At 71.1% G+C, this 4,960-nt stretch carries 3 protein-coding genes and 4 pseudogenes; 4 read left to right on the forward strand and 3 right to left on the reverse strand.

The features are described 5' to 3' along the window. Nucleotides 1-305 (reverse strand): annotated as a pseudogene (locus tag ACZ4V1_RS35740) (integrase core domain-containing protein); the annotation flags it as partial. Between ACZ4V1_RS35740 and ACZ4V1_RS35745 the strand changes: the two are divergent. The 4 genes and pseudogenes from ACZ4V1_RS35745 to ACZ4V1_RS35760 form a co-directional block, all read left to right on the forward strand. After that, nucleotides 298-513: pseudogene (locus tag ACZ4V1_RS35745) on the forward strand (oligopeptide/dipeptide ABC transporter ATP-binding protein); the annotation flags it as partial. The pseudogenes ACZ4V1_RS35740 and ACZ4V1_RS35745 sit on opposite strands and share 8 nt — an antisense overlap. Nucleotides 514-542: 29 nt before the next feature. Next, nucleotides 543-1,534: pseudogene (locus ACZ4V1_RS35750) on the forward strand (oligopeptide/dipeptide ABC transporter ATP-binding protein). A 401-nt stretch (nucleotides 1,535-1,935) separates the two neighbouring features. After that, nucleotides 1,936-2,181, forward strand: coding sequence for a hypothetical protein (locus ACZ4V1_RS35755; RefSeq protein WP_468345312.1), 246 nt, complete (start codon nucleotides 1,936-1,938; stop codon nucleotides 2,179-2,181). Nucleotides 2,182-2,348: 167 nt separating this feature from the next. Continuing rightward, nucleotides 2,349-3,782 (forward strand): vanadium-dependent haloperoxidase, encoded by a 1,434-nt coding sequence (locus tag ACZ4V1_RS35760; protein ID WP_468345315.1) that lies wholly within the window; start codon nucleotides 2,349-2,351, stop codon nucleotides 3,780-3,782. On the opposite strand, the pseudogene ACZ4V1_RS35765 reads toward ACZ4V1_RS35760, so the two are convergent. Beyond that, nucleotides 3,754-3,933 (reverse strand): annotated as a pseudogene (locus tag ACZ4V1_RS35765) (hypothetical protein); the annotation flags it as partial. The gene ACZ4V1_RS35760 and the pseudogene ACZ4V1_RS35765 overlap by 29 nt on opposite strands. 659 nt (nucleotides 3,934-4,592) lie before the next feature. Continuing rightward, nucleotides 4,593-4,853, reverse strand: coding sequence for a hypothetical protein (locus ACZ4V1_RS35770; RefSeq protein WP_468345318.1), 261 nt, complete (start codon nucleotides 4,851-4,853; stop codon nucleotides 4,593-4,595). Nucleotides 4,854-4,960: the final 107 nt, after the last annotated feature.

Below are 4,960 nucleotides of genomic sequence, written 5' to 3' on the forward strand. Positions count from 1 at the left end.
TCGGTGTACTTTCCGTCCCGGTCGCGGAGCAGGAAACGCAGCCACTCGACCCGCACACCCAACTCGACGGCAAGATTTCTCGCCTGCTGCACCGTTCACGCCCCCGTGGGATGGGCGGTCACGCCGGTGATGTGCAGCCGGCGTGTGCCGTGCTCGAGGAACACCAGCGCGTACACCCGGCGCAGGTCGACCAAGTTGATGTGCAGGAAGTCGCAGGCGATGATCCCTTCAGCCTGCGCGGTCAAGAACGCACGCCACGTCGGCCCGCTGCGTCTCGGGGCCGGATCGATGCCGGCCGCCGAGCGGCTGCACCAGATCCGCGGTGTGGTGCCCGCGCCGAAGGCGTTCGGGGCCGGCTGCCGGTTCGCCTCGCGCTGCACCGCCGCCACCGAGCTGTGCGCCACCACCCCGCCGCGGGCCACCGACCGCGGCGACTCCCCCGACCACCTGTTCGCCTGCCATCATCCGGCGCCTGTGCGCCCGTCGGCCAAGTCGCTGGAGGGTGCCCGATGACTGCCCCCGAGGAAACCATGACGGACCCGCTGGTCCGGCTCGACGGCATCCACGTCCGGCACAAGGCGCGCAGCGGAGGCATCCTGCGCCGGGACGCCGTGCACGCCCTGACCGACGCCTCGCTGGAGGTCCGGCGCGGCGAGATTCTCGGCCTGGTCGGGGAGTCGGGCTGCGGCAAGTCCACCCTGGCCCGGATGGTCACCGGGCTCCAGCGTCCGACCGAGGGTCAGGTGTACTTCAAGGGCCAGGACCTGTGGACGATGCCGGCGGCGGAACGCCGGAGCCGCTTCGGGGCGAGCGTCGGCGTGGTCTTCCAGGACCCGTCCACCGCCCTGAATCCGCGCCTGCCGGTACGGCGGATCCTGCGGGACCCGCTGGACGTGCACGCCCGGGGCACCCGCGCCGGGCGTGAGCAGCGCGTCGAGGAGCTGCTGGACCTGGTGGGCCTGCCCGGGCACACCCTGGGGGCGCTGCCCGGCCAGCTGTCGGGCGGGCAGCGTCAGCGGGTGGCGATCGCCCGCGCGCTGGCGCTGGAGCCGGAGCTGATCGTCGCCGACGAGCCGACCAGCGCCCTGGACGTGTCGGTGCGCGCGCAGATCCTCAACCTCCTGGTGGACCTGCGTGCCCGGCTCGGTCTGGCGATGGTCTTCATCTCCCACGACGTGCAGACCGTGTGGTACCTGGCCGACCGGATCGCGGTGCTGTACCTCGGCCGTGTGGTGGAGGAGGGCCGGTCCGCGCAGGTCACGGGTGACCCCCGGCACCCGTACACTGAGGCGCTGCTGTCGGCCACGCCGAGTCTGCTGGAGCGTCCTGAGCGGATCGTGCTGCATGGTCCGGTGCCCTCGGCGACGAACCCGCCGTCCGGCTGCCCATTCCGCACCCGCTGCTGGAAGGCGGACGACGCCTGCGCCACCGTGTTCCCGGCCGCCTCCGACGGCCCGGACGGCCACCGCTGCATTGCGTCCACCCGCAGCCGGCCGCCGGGCCCGACACGGTCCCGGCCGCCCGGGCCGTCTGACCGCCCGCGCCGGCGCGGCCGGGATCGGTCCCGCCCCGTCGGCGCGGCATCGGCGTCGGCTTGCCGCCGCCCGGCTCAGACATGGGGGAACAGTGCGCTGCTTGCCAGTAGTGGGACGCGGCGTGGACCGCCCCCATCACCGGGAGGCCAACGACCTGGCAGTCCGCTTGGACCGCTCCGGTGGACTGACACAATCCGCACTTTGTCGAGCGGAGAGCCGGAAACATGGAGCCCACGTACTCCCGTGTGGGAATGCTCTCGCCGCCACCCTGTTGGCCGGAGTGGGGCTGGCAGGGCCGACACAGGCCCAGCAGCCTGCCATACAAGAAGGCGGTGCCACCGTCCAGGCCGTCCAGTACATTCCCGGGAAGGACGCCACACTCGGATCATGTAAAGGCTGGATGAACCGCAGGACGTCCGACAACTACGTCCAGGCTCTCGGTCAGTCCTGGGGATCCCGCTGCTACGTCTGGCTGGAGCGGCGCATGACCAATGAGATCGACTGGACCACCGTCTCCCTCTCATATGAGATCCCACAGTCCAAGGCGTCGACCGGCTTCTACCGGAACGGAAAGAACGCGGCTTCCCGCGTCTGCGTCTCCAACCTGGCCGTGGGCGGGTGGAATTGCGGCGCTCACGCCTGGTGACACTAACGGTGGACCGGTGTGGGCGGTCCGCGCCTGTGTTCATGGCCGGGATCGGCCATTCTGCCCCGGACGCGGCTGAATTCGCCCGTCCGCCCCCGCCGTCGTGTCATGATCGCGCCACCACCACAGGTGTGGCGTACCCGCAAACGTGATCACAAGGAGCAGTCGTGCAGACCACCGCCCCGAGATCCGTACGAAGGCGCCGATTCCGCGCCCGGCTTCCGCTGGCCCTCGTGGCCGCGCTCGCCACCGCCGGGACCCTCCTGGTCGCCGCCCCGGCGCCCGCGCAGGCGGCCCTGCCGCCGCAGACCATCAAGGACCCCGTCCACTACTGGAACGACGTACTGATCCAGCTGATCAGGCGCGAGGGCGGCGGTCCCGTCCCGTTCACGCGGGCCGCCGCCATGATGAACGCCGCCATCTACGACGCGGACAGTTCCTACCAGCTCAAGTGGAAGGGCGGGATCTCCTCCGCGCCCTACATCCACGCCGAGAAGTACGCCGGGTTCTTCGAGGGCCCGGACGAGGAGGAGCGGGTCATTGGGCGGACCGCCTACAACGTCCTGCTGTCCCTCTACGGCGACACCCAGACCGACTTCCTGGACGCCCGCTTCCGGCAGCGGTTCGGCACCGAACCCACCGAGTTCGACGTGCTGGACGTCACCGTCGTGAACACGATGGTGACGCAGATGCTCGACGCACGGAACCTCGACGGATCCGAGAACAAGCGGCCCTACCAGGGCACTCTCGAACCCGGAGCGTGGCGCCCGACCAACTACCCGGACATGAACGACCCCGACTGCCAGTTGCAGAGCGACGCCGTCGATCCCAACTGGGGCAAGGTCAAGCCGTTCGCGCTGACCTCCGGCTCCCAGTTCCGGCCGCCGACGCCCGGCGTGTACGGCACCTACGCCAAGCTGCTCGCCAGCGACGCCTACCGGGACCAGGTCGACGCGGTGCGCCGGATCGGGGCCGAGGCGCCGACCACGGCGACCCCGGTGATCACCCGGACCGTGGACCAGGAGGCCGCCGCCTGGTTCTGGGCCAACGACAACGACGGCACCTACAAGCCGCCGGGCCAGCTACTCCAGGCCACCCGGGACGTCTCCACCCAGTTCAACCTCAACACGTACCAGAACTCCCGCCTCTTCGCGCTGGTCTCCATCGCGCTGGCGGACGCCGGGATCGCCGTCCGGGACGTCAAGTACGACACGCCGATCGATCTGTGGCGCCCGGTCTCCGCCATCCGTGAGGGCGGTCTCGACAGCGAGTGGAAGCCCCTGCTGAAGAACAGCAACGGGGTCAACATCAACCCGTGCTTCCCCGCCTGGACCTCCGGGCACGCCACCTTCGGCGCGGCGTGGGCGGGCATCATGAAGCGGTACTTCCGGGACGGCGTCGCCTTCGACATGACCACCGACGACCCGCGCTCCCCGGTCCACACCCGCCACTTCACCAGCTTCAGCGCCGCCGCGCGGGAGGACGCCTACAGCAGGGTCTGGCTCGGCGTGCACTTCCCGTGGGACGCCGAGGACGCGCTCACGCTGGGTGAGAAGATCGCCGACTACGTCTTCACGACACGCCTGGTCGACCTGACCTGACCCGGCCCTCGCGTACCGCCCGCCATCCGACCGGTTCGGGCAGCGGGCGGCGCACCACCTCACGGGCCTCGGGCGCGGCGCCCCCCCCCAGCATCCGCAGGACCAGCTCGGCCATGTTCGCCGCGGCCACGTCGCCGTCGAGGTCGGGGCGAGGGCCCACCGCTCTCACGGGCCCGGACCACCCCGGCCACGTGTGGATCTTCCACGCCCACCCGGACCCCGGGCGCACGGTCCTGCTGTACGAAGCCGGACCCGACGGCACCGGACCATGGCACGCGCCCGACACCCGGCCGCTGGTGACCCGGGCCGGCGGCTACTGGTGGGACGGCACCGGCTGGTTCCGCCCGCCCCAGCTCTGGGACGCGGCCACCGGCGCCCCGGAGGAGCAGGCCGTGCCCGCCGCGGCCACCGTCACTGCCTCCCCTCTCCTGTCCGACCCGCTGGCCGATGCGAGCCACGGGACGCTGCACCAGGTTGCCGACCTCATCGAACAGGGCGCCGCTGCCCGTGCGGGGCGGTGGCTGAACGACCTGGCCCGCTGGGCTGCCCACCGCACCACGGGCCCCGGCCGGCCGCCGCTGGAGCAGTGCGTGATCACTCTCACCGCGCCCGAACTCGCCGGTGGTCAATTGATCGGCACCCCTGCCCTGGCCGCGGCCGCCGCCATCCGTCCCTCGGCGCTGCGGGCCTACCTCAGCCGCGGACAAGGAGCCCCCGAGCCCCAGGCGTACGTCGGCAACCGGCCCATGTGGTCCCGGGCCGCGAAAGGCCCGGGGTCAGCGGGGCGGGGAGAGCGGTCAGAGGTCCATCTCAGTAGGCGTCCCGTTCGGAGGGCGGCCCGTACTGCTCGACGAGGTCGCAGGTACAGGTGCCGCCGTCGTACACCGACTTGTCGCACTCGGCATGGTGGTCCTGCTGCGGCAGCGGCTGCGCAGGGACGGGGCGTGCGGTGACTACGGCGGGCCGACCGGAGGCGCCGCGGAACTCGGTGTCGACGACGGTGGAAGCGATTTCGTCCTTACGCCACTTCTCGGGGTTGTTGTACGGAACGAGGCCGCCCGCGTAGGCCATGCGCAGCAGTTCGGCCTAGAGATCGTCTTCAAAGGTCAGATCCAGAGCAGGATTGAGGCGATGGTGACGGCGGCTTGGTAGGACTCGCGGGTCTTGTCGTAGCGAGT

Source organism: Streptomyces sp. NPDC028991, assembly GCF_055564775.1.

Bases quoted from the DNA above. Each gene is read 5' to 3' on its own strand.
- ACZ4V1_RS35755 (WP_468345312.1), top strand. From the start codon at position 1,936: ATGAACCGCAGGACGTCCGACAACTACGTCCAGGCTCTCGGTCAGTCC.
- ACZ4V1_RS35770 (WP_468345318.1), bottom strand. From the start codon at position 4,853: ATGGCCTACGCGGGCGGCCTCGTTCCGTACAACAACCCCGAGAAGTGG.